Source organism: Enterovibrio nigricans DSM 22720, from assembly GCF_900167155.1.
GTDB lineage: Bacteria > Pseudomonadota > Gammaproteobacteria > Enterobacterales > Vibrionaceae > Enterovibrio > Enterovibrio nigricans.
Genome location: NZ_FUXU01000026.1, coordinates 13,274 through 29,908 on the forward strand (window position 1 = coordinate 13,274; position 16,635 = coordinate 29,908).

The 16,635-nt window shown below is 48.0% G+C and carries 18 protein-coding genes; 1 reads left to right on the forward strand and 17 read right to left on the reverse strand.

The window, feature by feature from the left end:
* Window positions 1-15: 15 nt before the first annotated feature.
* The 15 genes from ispG to trmJ all read right to left on the reverse strand — a co-directional run bounded on the left by ispG (window position 16) and on the right by trmJ (window position 12,693).
* Entirely contained in the window at window positions 16-1,134 is a 1,119-nt protein-coding gene (gene ispG, locus B5D35_RS11125) for a flavodoxin-dependent (E)-4-hydroxy-3-methylbut-2-enyl-diphosphate synthase (RefSeq protein ID WP_078752652.1), read from the reverse strand.
* Between the two features lie 15 nt (window positions 1,135-1,149).
* Window positions 1,150-2,088 (reverse strand): cytoskeleton protein RodZ, encoded by a 939-nt coding sequence (gene rodZ / locus B5D35_RS11130; protein WP_078752653.1) that lies wholly within the window; start codon window positions 2,086-2,088, stop codon window positions 1,150-1,152.
* On the reverse strand, window positions 2,078-2,833 hold the full coding sequence (gene pilW / locus B5D35_RS11135) for a type IV pilus biogenesis/stability protein PilW (RefSeq protein ID WP_078752654.1): 756 nt from the start codon (window positions 2,831-2,833) through the stop codon (window positions 2,078-2,080). The genes rodZ and pilW overlap by 11 nt, the downstream gene beginning before the upstream one ends.
* A gap of 25 nt (window positions 2,834-2,858) precedes the next feature.
* Complete coding sequence (gene rlmN / locus B5D35_RS11140) at window positions 2,859-3,980, reverse strand: dual-specificity RNA methyltransferase RlmN (RefSeq protein WP_078752655.1); 1,122 nt, start codon at window positions 3,978-3,980, stop codon at window positions 2,859-2,861.
* Between the two features lie 212 nt (window positions 3,981-4,192).
* Window positions 4,193-4,624 carry a nucleoside-diphosphate kinase gene (gene ndk / locus B5D35_RS11145; RefSeq protein WP_078752656.1) on the reverse strand — a complete coding sequence of 144 codons (432 nt, stop codon included), beginning with the start codon at window positions 4,622-4,624 and terminating at the stop codon, window positions 4,193-4,195.
* 141 nt (window positions 4,625-4,765) lie between these two features.
* Window positions 4,766-6,067: an aminopeptidase PepB gene (pepB, locus tag B5D35_RS11150; RefSeq protein ID WP_078752657.1), complete on the reverse strand. Its 1,302-nt coding sequence runs from the start codon at window positions 6,065-6,067 to the stop codon at window positions 4,766-4,768.
* 253 nt (window positions 6,068-6,320) lie between these two features.
* Window positions 6,321-6,521, reverse strand: coding sequence for a Fe-S cluster assembly protein IscX (gene iscX / locus B5D35_RS11155; RefSeq protein ID WP_078752658.1), 201 nt, complete (start codon window positions 6,519-6,521; stop codon window positions 6,321-6,323).
* Between the two features lie 38 nt (window positions 6,522-6,559).
* Window positions 6,560-6,898 carry an ISC system 2Fe-2S type ferredoxin gene (gene fdx, locus B5D35_RS11160; protein WP_078752659.1) on the reverse strand — a complete coding sequence of 113 codons (339 nt, stop codon included), beginning with the start codon at window positions 6,896-6,898 and terminating at the stop codon, window positions 6,560-6,562.
* A 2-nt stretch (window positions 6,899-6,900) separates the two neighbouring features.
* On the reverse strand, window positions 6,901-8,751 hold the full coding sequence (gene hscA, locus B5D35_RS11165) for a Fe-S protein assembly chaperone HscA (protein ID WP_078752660.1): 1,851 nt from the start codon (window positions 8,749-8,751) through the stop codon (window positions 6,901-6,903).
* Between the two features lie 38 nt (window positions 8,752-8,789).
* Window positions 8,790-9,305 (reverse strand): co-chaperone HscB, encoded by a 516-nt coding sequence (hscB, locus tag B5D35_RS11170; protein ID WP_078752661.1) that lies wholly within the window; start codon window positions 9,303-9,305, stop codon window positions 8,790-8,792.
* 13 nt (window positions 9,306-9,318) lie between these two features.
* Window positions 9,319-9,642, reverse strand: a complete 324-nt coding sequence (iscA, locus tag B5D35_RS11175) for an iron-sulfur cluster assembly protein IscA (RefSeq protein ID WP_078752662.1) — start codon at window positions 9,640-9,642, stop codon at window positions 9,319-9,321.
* Window positions 9,643-9,668: 26 nt separating this feature from the next.
* Entirely contained in the window at window positions 9,669-10,052 is a 384-nt protein-coding gene (iscU, locus tag B5D35_RS11180; RefSeq protein WP_078752663.1) for a Fe-S cluster assembly scaffold IscU, read from the reverse strand.
* 29 nt (window positions 10,053-10,081) lie between these two features.
* A complete protein-coding gene (locus B5D35_RS11185) occupies window positions 10,082-11,296 on the reverse strand; it encodes an IscS subfamily cysteine desulfurase (RefSeq protein ID WP_078752664.1) in 1,215 nt (404 codons plus the stop codon).
* 33 nt (window positions 11,297-11,329) lie between these two features.
* Complete coding sequence (iscR, locus tag B5D35_RS11190; RefSeq protein WP_078752665.1) at window positions 11,330-11,851, reverse strand: Fe-S cluster assembly transcriptional regulator IscR; 522 nt, start codon at window positions 11,849-11,851, stop codon at window positions 11,330-11,332.
* A 110-nt stretch (window positions 11,852-11,961) separates the two neighbouring features.
* Complete coding sequence (gene trmJ, locus B5D35_RS11195; RefSeq protein WP_078752666.1) at window positions 11,962-12,693, reverse strand: tRNA (cytosine(32)/uridine(32)-2'-O)-methyltransferase TrmJ; 732 nt, start codon at window positions 12,691-12,693, stop codon at window positions 11,962-11,964.
* 184 nt (window positions 12,694-12,877) lie between these two features.
* Here trmJ and suhB point away from each other — a divergent pair, with 184 nt between their 5' ends.
* Complete coding sequence (gene suhB, locus B5D35_RS11200; protein WP_078752667.1) at window positions 12,878-13,681, forward strand: inositol-1-monophosphatase; 804 nt, start codon at window positions 12,878-12,880, stop codon at window positions 13,679-13,681.
* Window positions 13,682-13,803: 122 nt separating this feature from the next.
* Here suhB and secF read toward each other — a convergent pair whose 3' ends face one another.
* The gene (secF, locus tag B5D35_RS11205; protein WP_078752668.1) at window positions 13,804-14,754 is read right to left on the reverse strand and encodes a protein translocase subunit SecF; all 951 of its coding nucleotides are present in this window, start codon (window positions 14,752-14,754) and stop codon (window positions 13,804-13,806) included.
* Window positions 14,755-14,766: 12 nt separating this feature from the next.
* A complete protein-coding gene (gene secD / locus B5D35_RS11210) occupies window positions 14,767-16,620 on the reverse strand; it encodes a protein translocase subunit SecD (protein ID WP_078752669.1) in 1,854 nt (617 codons plus the stop codon).
* Window positions 16,621-16,635: the final 15 nt, after the last annotated feature.

The following is a 16,635-nucleotide window of genomic DNA, read 5'->3' on the forward strand; positions in this document are numbered from 1 at the left end:
GTAAACGGCTTGCGCTTACTCTTGAGTATTGACGTCAATGCGGTTGTTCTCATCCAGCATTGCCGCCTTCGCCCGGATCTTCGCTTCCAGCTGATCGATCAGGTTGTCGTTATCAAAACGTTCTTTTTGGCGCTTGCCATCGTCGTAATATGCGCTGCGCTTATTGCCACCAGCGACACCAATATGAGACACCTCTGCTTCGCCCGGGCCATTCACCACACAACCGATAATAGAGACATCCATTGGCAACACAACATCTTCCAGACGCTGCTCCAACGCATTGACAGTACCAATCACATCAAACTCCTGACGGGAGCATGTTGGACAGGCAATAAAATTCACGCCACGCGACCGAATCCGCAAAGATTTGAGAATATCAAAGCCGACTTTGATTTCTTCTACTGGATCCGCAGCAAGCGAAATACGAAGCGTATCACCGATACCTTCGCTCAGCAGCATACCAAGACCGACCGCAGATTTCACCGAACCTGCACGTGCACCGCCTGCTTCGGTAATACCCAGATGCAACGGCTGGTCAATGCGCTTCGCCAATTGGCGATAAGATTCAACCGCTAGGAAAACATCCGACGCTTTTACACTCACTTTGAATTGATCAAAATTAAGGCGGTCAAGAATGTCGACATGACGCATTGCTGATTCTACGAGCGCAGCTGGCGTTGGTTCACCGTATTTTTCTTGAATGTCACGCTCCAGCGAACCGCCATTCACACCAATACGGATAGGAATATTTTTATCACGAGCAGCATCCACGACTGAACGAATGCGCTGCTCATTACCAATATTACCAGGGTTGATACGCAAACAATCTACACCATACTCTGCCACTTTCAGCGCGATACGGTAGTCGAAATGAATATCAGCCACCAAAGGCATATTGGTCTGTTCACGGATGAGTTTGAATGCTTCCGCCGCTTCCATGGTTGGGACAGAAACACGAACGATATCTGCGCCCACTTTTTCCAACGCCCTGATTTGCGCCACTGTCGCTTCTACGTCAGTGGTTCGGGTGTTGGTCATCGATTGCACGGCAATTGGCGCGCCGTCACCGACAGGCACGTTGCCCACATAAATGCGCGTTGAAGGACGACGAATAATAGGAGATTCGGTATGCATTAGGTGTACTCTGACTTACTTCGGAAGGCTCAAACGTGCTACCCGTCCTGATGGGTATCCACTCAAATCAACTTTTTCGCCGTTATAGGCGAGTTCAACCGCCGCTGGCGCACCCAAAACAAGTTTAAATGGGGCTTTACCGGTCAGCTCAACGGATTCACCCGCTGATTTTATCCCTGTAAGCAGACGTTTACCACTCGCATCACGCACATCCACCCAACAATCGCCCTCAAAGGTCAAAACTAGTGCAGGAGAATTGGTTGGCGTCTCTATGGGTTGCGCGGGTGCGTCAATCACCACTTCTGTTGGTGTTTCAGCGTCAGTCACAACCAACTCGGGCTTCGGCGCTTCCTCATTAACCACAGGCTCGACATTATTGCCCGTGTCTGTCGTTATTTGTGTATCAATAGAAGGTGCTGTAGTGTCCTGCGGCTCAATCACTTCTGTTGTGACAACCGCGTCAACTGGATCTGCCTCAATGGCCGCTTCTGTTACCAGAAGGTTGTTGCTATCAGGCAAGGTCAATAAGTCTTCATTTTCCTGATTCTGCCACCACCAGAACGTCGTAATACTGACGACGACGGCCAAAATGATCCACGTCAGACCCATCACGCGACTGTCATGTTTCTCGCGATGTGCTCTGCCGGAAAAACTTTGCATTTTTTGTGCATTTTCGTCGATTTCTGGAGACGGCTTAAAGTCCCCAAGCAAACTGTCTGCATCTACGCCAACTAACTTGGCATAGGAACGGATATATCCACGTGTAAAGGTCGCAATTTGCTGTCCATCACAACAGTTTGCTTCCAATTCTTGAATGACAGAAACGCGAAGTCTAAGTCTATCTGCTACATCTTGCGCAGACAGTCCCATCTGTTCTCTGGCTTGCTTCAACACTGTACCAGGATGAGATGTCTCAACACCGTCAAGCTGTTCTTCGTTTAGTTCAGTATTCATTCGCTAAGTACTGTCTGTATTCGTTAGATTCGGGAAATTTTTTCTCTAGTATACGTGCGTATCGTACAGCCTCTGAGGGCTGTTGTGCCAATGTTTCTAATTTGACCATGGCTAGCAAACTGCTGGGTTGATACCCGTACCGTTTATGAAAATGAAACAGCCTTAGTTTTGCTTGCACCAGTTCGCCCTCTTCTATTTCTAATTGCGCAAGGCGCAACGAAGAAACTGGGCGGTTGGGCTCATGGTCTATGGCTTTTTGAAACAATTGTTTAGCATCAAGGTTATCGTCAGCTTTCAAGGCACACAAAGCGGCATTTTCATAGCTGTCAGCCAATTTGTAGTAATTGGGTTGCGCTATGGCATCCTCAAAAGCCTCTTGAGCTTCGTCGAATCGAGCTTGCTTACAAAGAAAGACGCCGTAATTGTTATGCGCATCACCATTTTTTGGCGAATAACGTAGTGCAGCCTTGTACTGCGCTTCGGCTTGTTCAAACTCACCTACCTCTTGAAGGTAGTGAGCAAAGGTAATCAATGCACGATCGTACCTTGGCGCAAATTGCACTGCCATTTCAAGGTTTTCGCGCGCGCGGAGCCAATTACCGTCTTTTAGGTATGCAAGTCCAAGTGATATACGCGATTCGGCAGCTTGAATATTATCAAAATTCGCCTGCGTTTTCTCATCTGTTACTGTGACGCAACCTGCTAATAATCCCATCAATAACAGACTTATCAGCGTCCTTGCCATTTCCCATTCCTTTCAGTCTATAAGGTCAGACTGATTTTACTGGAATTTGTTCCTCAGTATTCTGTCTGCCTTGCGTTCGTTTTGTACGGTCAATCACATCTCCAACAAGCTGTCCGCATGCTGCATCGATGTCATCACCACGAGTCTTACGAATAATCACCGTGTAATCGTATTGCATCAACGTTTTCTGGAAACGGTCTATACGAGAATTACTTGGTTTCTTATATGGTGACCCAGGATATGGGTTGAAAGGAATAAGGTTTATCTTCGCAGGCGTGTCTTTTAACAGCTCTGCGAGTTGGCGCGCATGCTCCATATCATCGTTGACGTGATCGAGAAGAATATACTCAACGGTAACACGGCCACGGTTAGCATTTGACGAGTCAATGTAACGACGCACTGAGGACAAAAATGTCTCAATATTGTAGCGATCGTTAATTGGCATGATTTGGCTACGCAACTCATCCGTCGGTGCATGCAGAGAAATCGCCAACGCCACATCAATCTTGCCTGCCATTTGATCCAGACCCGATACAACGCCCGACGTCGATACAGTGACACGGCGCTTAGATAGACCGTATGCCAGATCATCCAGCATCAAGTTCAACGCTGGGATCAGGTTTTTCATATTCAGCAGTGGCTCACCCATGCCCATCATTACCACATTGGTAATTGGGCGGCGGCCAGTGTCTTTTTCAATGCCAATTTCTTTCGCAGCACGCCAAACCTGACCAATGATCTCAGACACTTTCAGGTTGCGGTTGAAACCTTGTTGCGCGGTTGAACAGAATTTACATTCCAGCGCACAGCCAACTTGTGATGACACGCAAAGGGTCGCGCGATCTTCATCCGGTATATAAACGGTCTCTACGTCTTGGTTGCCAACACGCATCGCCCATTTGATTGTTCCGTCTTTTGAATACTGCGCAGCACTCACTTCCGGCGCGCGAATTTCACATTTTGCTTTCAGTTTTTCACGAAGCTGTTTGTTGATGTTGTTCATCTGATCGAAATCATCAACACCAAAATGGTACATCCACTTCATGATCTGATCCGCGCGGAACGCTTTTTCGCCAAGTTCTTCAGCGAAAAACGCACGTAGCGCTTGTCGATCGAAATCCAGCAGATTGATTTTTTCTGTTGTCATCAGATTGCCTCGTGAACAATAAATCAGTAATAGCACCAATCAGGCATCGTATGCCGACAGGTTTAGGCCGTTCGCCTTAAATCAAGGCGCGAAATTGTACAGGCTTTGTGATCGGGATTCCACCTGTTACCTCAGAGGTTTTATAGCCCTTGAATACAAAAAAACAAAAAGGAGAGCACATGCTCTCCTTTTTTACTCATTAAATGAACAGATTACTCACTGCGTGGACATATTTCACTGTCGGCGAAAAAATAAGCAATTTCTCGCTCAGCAGAAGCAGGACTGTCTGAGCCATGCACCGAGTTAAAACGCATGCTCACCGCATAGTCTGCTCGGATGGTGCCACAAGCCGCTTCTTCTGGGTTAGTTTTCCCCATCAACTCACGATAACGACCAATCGCATCCTCGCCTTCCAAAACTTGCACCATCACGGGACCTGAGGTCATAAATGCTACTAAGTCATCAAAAAATGGCTTTCCTTCATGCTCAGCATAAAAGCCTTGGGCTTTTTCTTTATCCAAATGCAGCATTTTTGCAGCAATGATACGCAGTCCGGCTTGCTCAATGCGATGGTAAATCTCACCAATCAGATTACGTTGAACGGCGTCTGGCTTCACAATTGAAAAGGTGCGCTCAATAGTCATGTCGTATTCCTTTTTTATTTCCAAGCAACAGGTCTCGTGCCTGTTATCGTCATTTTAAGCGTAACAGACACGAAACTCAGACCCCATAGCAATATTGCAAAAGCGTTAACCATGTTGTTAATTCGCTTGTAAATTGTGAGTTTAACGTGTGGATTCGTCTGTCAACAAACGGGCCAGTGTCTTCACACCCATACCGGTTGCACCAACCGCCCATTTATCACTTGGCGCTTTACGGTAAGCACCAGAGCAATCTAAGTGCACCCAACCGTTTGTATAGTCGTCTACGAAGTAAGACAGGAAGGCTGCAGCAGTACTTGCACCCGGTGAGTACTGGCCTGAGCCTACATTTGCTAAATCTGCAAAATTTGACGGCAACATTTGACGATGGAACTCCGCCAATGGCAGTTGCCACAGACCTTCATTTTCGGCGTCAGCCGCACTCAAACAACGTTGCGCCAATGCCTGATCGAAACTAAACAACGCGTGGTAATCGTTCCCCAACGCCATTTTGGCTGCGCCTGTCAATGTTGCACAGTCGATGGTCAGTGTCGGTTTAAAGTCATTCGCATAGAGCAAGCCATCCGCCAACACCAAACGGCCTTCGGCATCTGAATTCAGCACTTCCACCGTCACGCCATTTTTATAGGTGATGATGTCGCCCAACTTATAAGCATTGCTGGAAATCATGTTTTCTGCGCAACACAGTATCAGTTTTACGCGCTTGTTCAGGCCTTGGGCTACGGCCAAACCCAAACCACCGGTTGCCATTGCCGCACCACCCATATCCGCCTTCATGGAATCCATAAAGTTTGATTGCTTGATGCTGTAACCGCCTGAATCGAATGTAATGCCTTTACCAATGATGCACGCAAACACCTCGGCGTTTTCATCCCCTGTTGGATTGTAATCCAATTGCAGCATGGCCGGTTTACGTGCAGAACCACGGCCTACAGTATGCACACCAACCCAGCCTTGCTCCAACAAGTCAGCGCCAGAAACGATTTTGTAGGAAACATGCTCAGGATTCGGTGCTTGAGATTTGATGAATTCGCCAGCACGCACAGCCAATTGCTGAGGGCCAACTTCTTCTGCGGTTTCGTTGATGATCTGACAGACCCAGTCAGTTGCCGCGATACGGTCTTTGAGCGCTTTGTGATCGGCGGTTTCAAGCTCAGGGGCTTCAAAATCAAAGATGGGCTTGGGGCCTCGAAGGCCTTGATAAAACGCCCACGCAGTTTCTAAATCCCAATTGCTACCATCCAGTTTTACCTTACGGACGCCTTGCATGTCCAAACGGCGGGCAGCTTGTTGCACCGGTGTGATTTTGTCATCACCAGATGCGTGAACGGTTGCACCTTGATGGCCAAATGAAATAACGGCATTGCTGCCCCACACATTAGCAGCAGCTTCGTGTGATAGCGCAATGAGCATTTTGTCGGTCATGCTGAACTCCTTTTTCAACACACTCTGCGATGCCCCGCAGAGCGTCAAATTCTTTTAGGCTGATTTTTGTTATAGCGTACGTGGTGATTATGACGTTTCAGTCACCAGATTGTCTTGATTTTTAGACAATCAAGCGCAATATATTTTTTGCCACTAAAACAAAGCGGGCATTTAGCCCGCTATATATCAAGCATTGTGATTCGCTTAAGTATCGAATCCAATTTGCCTGCATCACTGTCGCAAGACAAGCAATTTAATCCATTTCATCCATCCAACAAAGGATGATTGCTTCAAGGATTTTTTCATTGGAATGATTCGGATCGTCAGAGAAGTCTTCCAGCGCCATCACCCAACGATGCAGATCAGTAAAGCGCACCGTTTTCGGATCGATGTCTGGGAATTTATCTACCAGTTCAATTGCAATATCGCGCGAGTCTACCCATTTCAGGCTCATTGCTATCTCCAAATCTACTTTGCTTGTTTCTTACCAAATTAGTGGTTTTCTGCTGCGTGATTCAGCGTATAACGCGGAATTTCTACAACCAGATCTTCTTTCGCTACTTTCGCCTGGCAGCCCAAGCGGGACTCAGGCTCCAAACCCCATGCTTTATCCAGCATGTCATCTTCCAACTCGTCACTCTCATCCATCGAGTCAAAGCCCTCGCGAATAATCACATGACATGTAGTACAAGCACATGATTTTTCGCAGGCGTGCTCGATAGCAATGCCGTTGCGCAGTGCAACGTCCAATACTGTATCGCCAGTTTCTGCTTCCAGAACCGCGCCTTCAGGACACAAGTCTTGGTGTGGCAGAACAACAATCTTTGGCATGTTTAAACCTCGTCAATTGAATGGCCAGCCAGTGCTTCGCGAATGGATTTGTCCATACGGCGAGAAGCAAAATCCTGGCTCGCTTTATCTGTATCTTTAATGCCTTGCTCAATCGCGGCTGCATCATCCCCATTTCGAAGCGCAATCAATGCTTCAATTGCTTTCACTAGGGCTTTTTGTTCTTCGTCAGACAGCAATGTTTCACCGTCTGCTTGCAACGCTACCAATAATCCTTCAATCACGCGATCTGCTTCAACGCGTTGTTCAGCCAGGTATCGCAAATCTTTATCTTCTTGCGCATGGGTAAACGACGACTTGATCATATCGACGATTTCCATGTCACTCAGACCGTAAGACGGTTTCACCTGAATCGACGCCTGAATTTCGGTACTCTTCTCCATCGCCGTGACGGAAAGCAAACCGTCAGCATCCACTTGATAAGTAACGCGAATGTGCGCCGCACCCGCCGTCATAGGAGGAATGCCTTTCAGGGTGAAATCAGCCAATGAACGGCAGTCATCAACCATCTCACGCTCACCTTGTACTACGTGCACTTTCATGCCCGTTTGACCATCTTTGAACGTCGTGAATTCTTGCGCGCGAGCAACAGGGATGGTGGTATTACGAGGAATGATCTTCTCAACCAAACCGCCCATGGTTTCAATGCCCAGAGACAGTGGGATAACATCGAGCAGCAGCATTTCGCCGTCAGGTTTGTTACCAACCAAAATGTCAGCTTGCGTTGCTGCGCCTATGGCAACGACTTTATCTGGATCAATATTGGTCAGTGGTGTACGACCAAAGAACTCGCCAACCTGTTCGCGAACTAAAGGAACACGGGTAGACCCACCAACCATAACTACTTCAAGCACGTCGTTAGCCCCAACGCCTGCGTCTTTCAGAGCGCGGCGGCATGACAGCAGCGTTTTCTTCACCAGCGAACCAATCAAATCATCAAATTGATTGCGTGTCAGTGACCCCTTCCAACCCAGCACATTTAGCTCAGTAACTTCATCAGTACTCAGTGCGACTTTTGCCGCGGTTGCTGCGTTAAGAAGACGACGACGATCATCGCCAGAAAGCGTATCAAAACCAGCGTGTTCTGCAATCCAATCGGCAATCAGGTGATCAAAATCATCTCCACCGAGCGCTGAATCACCGCCCGTTGCCAATACTTCAAATACGCCTTTAGACAAACGCAGAATTGAAATATCGAAGGTACCACCACCCAAATCGTAAACCGCAATCACGCCTTCCTGACCTGAATCCAGTCCATAAGCAATCGCCGCTGCCGTTGGCTCATTCAATAAACGAAGAACGTTCATTCCGACTAGTTTCGCAGCGTCTTTTGTTCCCGCACGTTGTGCATCTTCAAAATATGCAGGCACTGTGATCACGACGCCTTCAAGCTCGCCGCCAAGCGATTCAACCGCACGAGTATTTACCGCACGAAGGATGTCTGCTGACACCTCAATTGGGTTTTTCTTACCAGCACGAGTATGAATAAGAGGAAGGCCATTCTCGGAAGAGAATAATTCGTAAGGAAGGTGGGGATAGCGAGCTTGTACGTCCTTCAAAGAACGTCCCATCATTCGCTTGACTGATACAACGGTATTCGCACTGTCAGTCTCAGACAATGCTTGTGCATCGTAACCGACTTTCACGTCATTCACGCCGTAGTGAACCACTGACGGGATTAATGCGCGTCCATTCAAGTCGTTAAGCGTTGTTGCTGTTCCGCTGCGAACAGCAGCCACCAGAGTATTGGTTGTACCAAGGTCAATACCTACCGCACGCTTTAGCTCATGCGGCGCCGCACTTTGACCGGGTTCTGCAATTTGTAACAGTGCCATGTTGGTTCCTGTAGCCTGATCAACCGCCGCAACGTGAATTAGCCGAGCAGCCGATCTTCGATTCGTTCGATTTCTTGTTTGAGTTTGACTAAGAACTTGAGCTTTCGCACCGTTGTCGCTGCGACAGACCACTGCATGTCATCGAGTTGTGTTTTTAGCTCGTCTAACAGTGACTTAAGAATGTTCGACACTTGGTGTTCAAAGTCAAACAACTTCTCTTCCGGCTCATTGCTGTCAGCAATGTCTTCTAGCTCTTCGCGCAGCTCCATCTGCTGCATCAAAAACACAGGATTTTGCATGGTTTGCTGTTCGTCGCGCAGCTCAATCCCATTAAGGGAAAGCATATATTCAGCACGGCGAACGGGCTCGTTCAAGGTCTGATACGCGTCGTTGATTTGCGCCGCTTTTTGAACAGCAAGCAGCTTATCTTGTTCAGAGGCTGTTGCAAATTTGTCCGGATGAAAGCGTCGTTGGAGTTCGCGATATTGCGAAGAAAGAGAGCTACCATCCAGTTCAAACTGACATGATAGCCCGAATAGTTCGAAATGATTCATTTCATCTCACGAGTTAAACGTTAAAGCTCTCGCCACAACCACACTCGCTGTTTACGTTAGGGTTATTGAACTTGAAGCCTTCATTTAGACCTTCTTTGGTAAAGTCTAACTCCGTACCTTCGAGGTATAACATGCTTTTGCTGTCGACGATAATTTTCACACCATCGTGGTCAAAAACCTGGTCTTCCTCTTGAAGTTCATCAACAAATTCCAGCACATAGGCCATGCCTGAACAACCTGACGTACGAACACCTAAACGCAATCCAATGCCTTTTCCACGGCTTTCTAGAAAAGAACGAACGCGTGATGCCGCCGCGTCTGTCATAGTAATGACCATATGTACAACAACCCTTTTATTACGTATTAAGCTTCGTGTTTTTTCTTGTAATCGCTAACTGCTGCTTTGATCGCGTCTTCCGCAAGGATAGAGCAGTGAACTTTAACTGGTGGCAGTTCCAATTCTTCCGCGATTTCAGCATTTTTGATAGCCGCTGCTTCGTCCAGAGATTTGCCTTTTACCCACTCAGTAACCAGTGAGCTTGAAGCAATCGCTGAACCACAGCCGTATGTTTTAAACTTCGCGTCTTCGATGATACCCTGCTCATTTACTTTGATTTGCAGTTTCATCACGTCACCACAAGCAGGTGCACCCACCATGCCACTACCAACACTCGGATCATCTTTGTCGAATGCACCAACGTTACGTGGGTTTTCGTAGTGGTCGATTACTTTTTCACTGTAAGCCATGATTAATTCCTCGAATTCCTAACTACTGCTTAGTGGTGTGCCCACTCAACAGTGTTCAAATCAATACCTTCTTTGTACATGTCCCACAGTGGTGACATCTCACGCAGCTTAATCACTGCTTTGCGTACTTGCTCAACAGCATGGTCCACTTCCTCTTCAGTAGTGAAGCGACCGAAAGAGAAACGAATCGAGCTGTGTGCTAGTTCGTCGTTTAAGCCAAGCGCGCGTAAAACATAAGAAGGTTCAAGGCTAGCTGAAGTACATGCTGAACCCGAGGAAACAGCCAGATCTTTCAGCGCCATAAGAAGAGACTCACCTTCAACAAAGGCAAAGCTCACATTAAGGTTGGATGCCACACGCTGGTCAAAGTCACCATTGACGTAAACCGCCTCAAGATCTTTCACACCGTCATAGAAACGGTTACGAAGCGACAATGAGTGTGCCATGTCTTTTTCAAGTTCTTCTTTGGCAATACGGAAGGCTTCGCCCATACCCACGATTTGGTGAGTTGGCAACGTACCTGAACGGAAACCACGCTCGTGACCACCACCGTGCATTTGCGCTTCGAGGCGAATACGTGGCTTACGGCGAACAAACAAAGCACCAATGCCTTTCGGGCCGTACACTTTGTGTGCGCTCATTGAAATCAGATCAACTTTGATTTCTTGCGTGTCTAGCGGCAATTTACCGATAGATTGCGCAGCGTCTACGTGGAGCACCACTTTGCGCTCGCGACACAATTCACCAATCGCGGTGATATCTTGGATCACGCCGATTTCGTTATTCACGTGCATAATTGAAACGAGAATGGTGTCTTCGCGAATAGCGTCTGCCAATTTGTTCAGGTCGATGATACCGTTTGATTCAGGCTCAAGGTAAGTGACTTCGTAGCCTTCACGCTCAAGCTGACGACAAGGATCCAGCACCGCTTTATGCTCGGTTTTACAGGTAATAATGTGCTTACCTTTCTTACCGTAGAAGTGCGCAACGCCCTTGATAGCTAAGTTATCTGATTCTGTCGCACCCGATGTGAATACGATTTCACGCGGGTCAGCGTTCAAATAATTGGCGATATTCTCACGTGCCGTGTCTACTGCTTCTTCAGCTTGCCAACCGTAACGGTGCGAACGAGATGCAGGGTTACCAAAACAACCGTCAATGGTTAGGCACTGCATCATTTTCTCAGCCACACGCGGATCTACTGGGCATGTTGCTGAATAGTCAAAATAAATTGGCAATTTCATTTGTGTCTCCAAGTACTCCGGCACTGCTATTTACTACGAGCGAAAATTCACACCTATGGTTGCTGGTGCTTCGCTGCCACTGGAGTTTAAACCATGTCTAACAAAAGTGGACGACTCTAGATTAGAGTCTTGACAATCTGCGACTTGCTTAACTTCATTGTCTTGCATGAGTTCGCCGAGTGTAATGTCATTTAAAAAGCCGCTAATACGCGCGCTTAAATCACGCCAAAGCGTGTGTGTCAGGCAGCGTGAACCACCTTGGCAATCACCTTTGCCTTGACACTTGGTTGCGTCTACGGATTCATCAACCGCAGCGATAACCATACCGACTGCGATCTCGTTCGCGGCAACGCCTAAGCGATAACCACCGCCAGGGCCACGTACGCTGGATACCAGACCTGCTTTACGCAGACGCGAAAAAAGTTGTTCCAAATATGACAGAGAAATGCCTTGGCGCTCTGAAATATCTGCAAGAGGCACTGGCCCCAATTCGGAGTGAAGCGCGACATCCAGCATCGCTGTAACGGCGTATCTGCCTTTCGAAGTCAGTCTCATAACATCCTACCTGTGAGCGAGTAATGGAATGAGTCTGACATACCCGACTATTTTGGTCAAGTATTTAACCTACTAAATTAGTCGGGTTTTTAACCCTTTAAAAATAAAGGCTATTTGTCGCTATCTTTACGTAACTTCTCTACAGAAGAGAGAACGCCACGAAGAATGTTCAGCTCCTGGCTTTCAGGGCGCGCACGATTAAAGAGTCGACGCAGCTTGGTCATTACCATGCCAGGGTGAGCCTTATTGATAAAGCCGGTTTCACTCAATACATCTTCAAGGTGCGTGTAAAAACGCTCAAGATCTTCCGCTAGCGGATAAGGCTGCTCTTTGACCTCACCTTTATACGCCTGGCTATCCAGCCATGCCATGCGCGTTTCATAACACAAGGTTTGTACTGCCATCGCCAAGTTTAGCGAGCTGTATTCAGGGTTAGCAGGAATAGCCACATGGAAATGGCACGCCTGAAGCTCATCATTCGATAATCCTGTGCGCTCTCGTCCAAAAACGAACGCCACAGGGTGCGATGCTGCTTCTTCTACCGCTTTGATGCCACTTTCGCGAGAGTCCAACATCGGCCATTCCAATGTACGGCTACGCGCACTGGTGCCAATGACAAGGCCACAGTCAGCAACAGCTTCCTCAACGGTGCCTACTATACGTGCATTATTAGCAATATCGCTTGCGCCAGCCGCCAGAGCGATAGCCTGACCGTCAACCTCACATTCTGGAGCTACCAGAATCATGTTTTTCAGCCCCATCACTTTCATCGCGCGAGCTGCTGAACCGATATTGCCTGAATGCGTGGTGCCAACGAGCACAATTCGAATATTATCTAACATTTAACGTTCACTGAATTTCTTCGATTACAAAAAGCCGCGGGATTCTACCACAACAGGAAAATATATGTGGTGTTTTGCTTTAGAGACTGCAACACATGAACAAAAAATACCCACTTCCCTTTTGCCGCAGCTCTGATATACTCGCCGCCGCTTTCCGTTCTTTAACATCCGTTGGGAAATTTGTATGCATCCTATGCTAAACATTGCCATTCGCGCTGCGCGAAAGGCTGGCGACTTTATCGCTAAATCTGCTGAAAACCCTGATAACGTAGAAGCGTCTTCAAAAGGCACTAACGACTTCGTTACCAATGTCGACACTTCTGCAGAGCACATCATTATCGATGTAATCAAGAAATCTTACCCTGAGCATTGTATCGTTTCTGAAGAAGCGGGCCACATCGCGGGTAAAGACACTGATTACCAATGGATCATCGACCCACTGGATGGCACAACCAACTTTGTAAAATCATTCCCACACTTCTCTGTGTCTATCGCTTTGCGTATTAAAGGCCGCACTGAGATTGCGTGTGTTTATGATCCAATCCGTAACGAACTCTTCTCTGCTCAACGTGGTGCTGGTGCACAGTTGAACAGCAAGCGTATTCGCGTAGGTGAAGCAAAAGACTTGTCAGGCACAATCCTGGCAACTGGCTTCCCATTCAAAGCGAAACAGCATTCTGAAGGCTTCATGAAAGTTGTTAGCGCACTCTTCGTAGACTGCGCAGACTTCCGTCGTACCGGCTCTGCTGCGCTGGATCTGTGTTACGTTGCAGCTGGCCGTGTTGACGGTTTCTTCGAATTGGGCCTGAAGCCTTGGGATATCGCTGCAGGTGAGCTGATTGCACGTGAATCAGGTGCTATTTGTACTGACTTTGCTGGCGGTACTGACTACGTTCAGTCTGGCAACATCGTGACAGCTAACCCGAAAGTATTGAAGAATATTTTGGCTAAGATTCGCGACAACGCGAACGAAGCAATGAAAAAATAAGATTCTTCGACATTGAAAAAGGCGTCCTGCGGGACGCCTTTTTTATTTCAGGAAACAAGTACTTTCTCTGAGTTAAAAAAACGGAGCCGTATGGCTCCGTTTTCATATCAAGCTATTCGCCATTAAGGCGCCGCATCAAACTCTTCGCCTTCTTTCTCTACTGGCGGCGGTGGCAGCAAGTGCTCACGGGTCAGACCCAGAGACAGTGCCAAAGCAGACGCCACATAGATTGAAGAATATGTACCAACGGTAATACCAATCAACAATGCCGCCGCAAAGCCATGGATCATCGCACCGCCTTGAAGGAACAGTGCCACCACCACGAACAACGTGGTACCCGAGGTAATGATGGTACGGCTCAACGTTTGCGAGATAGACTCGTTCATGATGTCAGCCGAGTCGCCTTTACGCATTTTGCGAAAGTTTTCACGAACACGGTCAAAAACAACAATGGTATCGTTGAGCGAGTAACCCACCACGGTCAGCAATGCTGCGACGATAGTCAGGTCTACTTCAATTTGCATGAAAGAGAAGATGCCCAAGGTGATGATCACATCGTGCGCAAGCGATGCCACGGCACCGGTGGCCAAACGCCATTCAAAACGCACCGACACGTAAAGCAAAATACAAAGCAATGACGCGATGATCGCCAGACCACCGGCCTCAGTCAGTTCTTCACCTACGTTCGGGCCCACAAACTCAATACGGCGCATCTCTACCGCTTGGCCTGTACCTACTTTGATTGCATCTAGGATTTGCGTGCCTAGCAACTCACCTTGCATATCTTCACGCGGACGTAGGCGAACCATAACATCACGAGAGGTACCAAAGTTTTGTACAATCGCATCACCAAATCCTTTGGCAGACAGTGCCTCACGGATTTTTGGCAAATCAGCAGGCTGTTCAAAACCCACTTCTATCAGCGTGCCGCCTGTGAAATCCAAGCCCCAATTCAACCACTTGGTTGAAAGGGTAAAGATTGAAGCCGCAATCATCAAAGCAGAGAAGATATACGCAGGCTTGCTCAAGCGCATAAAGTCGAAATAGAAATTCGGCTTTAAAAGTTGAAACATTTTAATGCCTCCTTAAATCGACAGTTTATCTACGCGCTTACCGCCGTAGACCAAGTTAACCAAGCAGCGCGTACCGATAATCGCCGTAAACATAGACGTCAGAATACCGATAGACAGCGTGACTGCGAACCCTTTCACCGGACCTGTACCCACAGCAAATAAGATAAATGCGGTGATCAGTGTGGTGATGTTCGCATCGGCGATGGTACTGAATGCGTTCGCGTAGCCCTGATGAATCGCCTGTTGAGGGTTGCGCCCTTCGAGGATCTCATCACGAATACGTTCAAATATCAGTACGTTCGCATCGATAGCCATACCAACGGTCAGAACGATACCTGCAATACCTGGTAACGTCATCGTCGCGCCAGGAATCATCGACATCACACCGATAATAAGCACAACGTTCGCCAGCAAAGCCACGTTAGCAAACAGGCCAAATCGACGATAATAAACAGCGGTGAACAGCATGACCGCAATCAAGCCGTACAAACAAGCTTTGACGCCCATATCGATGTTTTGCTGACCCATTGAAGGACCGATTGTACGCTCTTCAACAATGGAGATTGGCGCAATCAACGCACCCGCACGCAGCAACAGTGCAAGATTGTGCGCTTCCGCTTGAGAATCAATACCGGTGATACGGAAGTTACGTCCCAACGCCGTTTGGATGGTCGCTTGGTTGATCACTTCTTCACGCTTGGCCAGAATAACCTTGCCGCTCGCATCGCGCTTACCGCTGTCTTTGTACTCGGTAAAGACGGTCGCCATCAGCTTGCCAACATTGTTCTTACTGAACGCGGCCATTTTGCCACCGCCTTCGCTATCCAGAGAAATGTTAACTTGAGGACGGCTGTACTCATCAAAGCTAGAGCTTGCATCCGTGATATGAGAACCACCCAAAATCACACGCTTTTTCACCACAACCGGGCGACCATCTCGGGTTTGCTTCACTTCGCTACCCGGTGGAACACGTCCCGCTGCCGCTGCGGCTAAATCAGCGCTGTCATCCACTTCGCGGAACTCTAGCGTCGCGGTTGCACCCAAGATTTCTTTCGCACGCGCAGTGTCTTGAACACCTGGTAACTCGACCACGATGCGGCTTGCACCTTGGCGTTGAACCAGTGGCTCTGCAACACCCAGCTCATTCACACGGTTACGCAAAATAGTGATGTTTTGTTCTACCGCGTAATTGCGAATTTCCTGAAGACGTTGCTCGGTGAACTTAGCAGAAACAGCAAAACGGGCACTGTCGGTGGTAAACACCATATCTGGGTGCAGTTTCGCCAGTTCAGACTCAGCATTATCCATGTCTTCTTCATTGCGGAAAGTCACATCGATGCTGTCATCTGCACCCACGCGTAGGCCGCGATAGCGGATCTTCGCTTCACGCAATTCGGTACGGAACGTATCTTCTTGCTGACTGAGAAGCTTTTCCATCGCGGCATCCATGTCAACTTCCATCAGGAAGTGCACGCCACCACGAAGGTCAAGACCCAACTTCATTGGGGTTGCACCAATCGCTTCTAGCCAACTTGGTGTTGCAGGTGCGAGGTTAAGTGCAACGACATAGCCTTCATCTTTGTACGCTTCGTTAAGCAAGTCACGGGCAGCGATCTGTTGATCGGTGTTTTTAAAACGAACCAATACGGTGCCGTTTTCCAGCGCAAGAGATTGAAAAGGAATGTTGTCTGTATCGAGGGTGTTTTTGACGGAGTCCAGAGTCGAAAGATCAACCGAGGCGCCACGCGCCCCGGAGATTTGAACCGCTGGATCTTCACCGTAGATATTGGGAAGTGCATAGACCGCGCCGATGATTAACACCAGCACCACCATAATGTACTTCCACAAAGGATAACGGTTTAGCACTGCTATGATCCTTTA

Bases quoted from the DNA above. Each gene is read 5' to 3' on its own strand.
- iscA (WP_078752662.1), bottom strand. From the start codon at position 9,642: ATGGTCATTACTATGACAGACGCGGCGGCATCACGCGTTCGTTCTTTT.
- iscU (WP_078752663.1), bottom strand. From the start codon at position 10,052: ATGGCTTACAGTGAAAAAGTAATCGACCACTACGAAAACCCACGTAAC.
- pepB (WP_078752657.1), bottom strand. From the start codon at position 6,067: ATGACCGACAAAATGCTCATTGCGCTATCACACGAAGCTGCTGCTAAT.
- pilW (WP_078752654.1), bottom strand. From the start codon at position 2,833: ATGGCAAGGACGCTGATAAGTCTGTTATTGATGGGATTATTAGCAGGT.
- iscX (WP_078752658.1), bottom strand. From the start codon at position 6,521: ATGAGCCTGAAATGGGTAGACTCGCGCGATATTGCAATTGAACTGGTA.
- iscR (WP_078752665.1), bottom strand. From the start codon at position 11,851: ATGAGACTGACTTCGAAAGGCAGATACGCCGTTACAGCGATGCTGGAT.
- fdx (WP_078752659.1), bottom strand. From the start codon at position 6,898: ATGCCAAAGATTGTTGTTCTGCCACACCAAGACTTGTGTCCTGAAGGC.
- trmJ (WP_078752666.1), bottom strand. From the start codon at position 12,693: ATGTTAGATAATATTCGAATTGTGCTCGTTGGCACCACGCATTCAGGC.
- rlmN (WP_078752655.1), bottom strand. From the start codon at position 3,980: ATGACAACAGAAAAAATCAATCTGCTGGATTTCGATCGACAAGCGCTA.
- rodZ (WP_078752653.1), bottom strand. From the start codon at position 2,088: ATGAATACTGAACTAAACGAAGAACAGCTTGACGGTGTTGAGACATCT.
- ndk (WP_078752656.1), bottom strand. From the start codon at position 4,624: ATGACTATTGAGCGCACCTTTTCAATTGTGAAGCCAGACGCCGTTCAA.
- ispG (WP_078752652.1), bottom strand. From the start codon at position 1,134: ATGCATACCGAATCTCCTATTATTCGTCGTCCTTCAACGCGCATTTAT.
- hscB (WP_078752661.1), bottom strand. From the start codon at position 9,305: ATGAATCATTTCGAACTATTCGGGCTATCATGTCAGTTTGAACTGGAT.
- suhB (WP_078752667.1), top strand. From the start codon at position 12,878: ATGCATCCTATGCTAAACATTGCCATTCGCGCTGCGCGAAAGGCTGGC.
- hscA (WP_078752660.1), bottom strand. From the start codon at position 8,751: ATGGCACTGTTACAAATTGCAGAACCCGGTCAAAGTGCGGCGCCGCAT.
- B5D35_RS11185 (WP_078752664.1), bottom strand. From the start codon at position 11,296: ATGAAATTGCCAATTTATTTTGACTATTCAGCAACATGCCCAGTAGAT.
- secF (WP_078752668.1), bottom strand. From the start codon at position 14,754: ATGTTTCAACTTTTAAAGCCGAATTTCTATTTCGACTTTATGCGCTTG.